This is a genomic window from Alkalibacterium sp. m-11 (genome assembly GCF_054658155.1).
The window spans coordinates 1-1,583 of the sequence record NZ_BAAGIR010000249.1 but is presented as its reverse complement, the minus strand read 5'-3'; the positions used below and the strand labels follow the sequence as shown (position 1 = coordinate 1,583).

1 protein-coding gene is annotated in these 1,583 nt (G+C 43.3%); it reads left to right on the top strand.

Translation table 11 applies throughout. The features are described from left to right. The first annotated feature begins 216 nt into the window (after positions 1–216). Positions 217–1,554 carry an amidohydrolase gene (locus ACYQ2O_RS12185; protein WP_459796697.1) on the top strand — a complete coding sequence of 446 codons (1,338 nt, stop codon included), beginning with the start codon at positions 217–219 and terminating at the stop codon, positions 1,552–1,554. Positions 1,555–1,583: the final 29 nt, after the last annotated feature.

Sequence of the window (1,583 nt, the reverse complement as noted above, 5' to 3'; positions counted from 1 at the left end):
AGTTTCACTACGAGACCTAGCAGAGTCTGCTTACTTAAGATATTGAACCGCCGTATACGGAACCGTACGTACGGTGGTGTGAGAGGACGATAAATGAATTAATCATTTATCTCCTACTCGATTCTAATCCGGTCAAACGGGTACACACCCTCTTCCTTAAAGAGTATAATGAATACTGACGAAGTGAAGATCAGAATGAAGTCAGGAGTTGTAAATATGAAATGGTTTAAAAACGGACAGATTTATTTGAGTGAATCGACTTTTGCAGAGAGCATGGTCATAGAAGGCAATACGATCAAAAAGGTTGGGAGCAACGAATCATGTGAGGTTTTTTTTAAAGGTGAAGAAGTCATCGATCTTGGAGGGAGAACGGTAATTCCGGGTCTGAATGATTCGCATCTGCACTTTCTCATGACTGCCGAATTTTTGTCCCTTCTTCCTATAACCGGTGTGACTTCAATGAAAGAACTGATCGATCGCTGCAGAGTTTACATAGAGGACCAGCAGATGACTAAAGAAGATGTCTTATATTCAGAGGGATGGAATCATACTTTGTTTACTGATGACAAGCGGATTCCTGACAGACATGATCTGGATCAGGCCTCTTCAAGCGTGCCGATCGTTCTGGTCAGAGTGGACCGTCATGTCATGAGTCTGAACACGGCCGCACTTAAGGCTTTCAATATTACAAAGCACAGTCAGTTAGAAACTGGTGGGGAGATTCTCAAAGATACCGACGGACTGCCTACTGGTATACTGACTGAAGGGGCTCTGGATCTGGTTAAAGCTCAGCTGCCTGCGAGAACCAGAGAAGAGAAAAAAGAAGCAATCAGACAGACGATGAAGCTGGCTAACCAGTACGGCATTACATCGATGCACACTAACGACGCTAAAGATGATACTGTAGAAGAGACATTATCTTTATATGAAGAACTTGAGCAGGAAAAGGCGCTGACCGTACGCTTTTATCAGCAGATTTGGTTCAACAATGGCAAATACCTGCCTGACTTTCTAAAAATGGATTACCCTTTCCGAAAAGGAAGCGACTGGAACCGTATCGGACCGATCAAGTTTTTCATAGACGGAACATTAGGATCCAGAACCGCTGCATTAAGAGAAGCCTACTCAGATGATCAGTCAACTAAAGGAATCTTGACGAAATCACAAGACACCTTGTCTGATGAAGTGAAAACAGCTGTCGACCACGGGTATCAAGTGATTATTCATGGGATAGGGGATCAGGGTATAGAGACGATCCTCAATGCATACGATGCGGCCCTTGATGGCAAAGACAATGACTTGCGTTTGGGGATTAATCATATGCAGATCACTGGACTGGATCTGATCGACAGGGTGGCTGATAAAGGATATTTGACTTACGTTCAGCCGATTTTTCTGGAAGATGATATTCCTATCCTGTTTGATCGAGTGGGTGAGGAGCGGGCGAAGACATCTTACTTACTCAAGTTTCGCACCCTAATAAATGCTTCACAATCCTATCGGATTAACCCTCACCAAAGAAATTACGCAGCAATTTGTTCTTGGTTTGACTGATTTCCAATCAAAATTTCTTTGAATGCCGC

What these genes read in the sequence shown, in the direction of transcription:
- ACYQ2O_RS12185 (WP_459796697.1), top strand. Translation starts at nt 217, where the DNA reads ATGAAATGGTTTAAAAACGGACAGATTTATTTGAGTGAATCGACTTTT.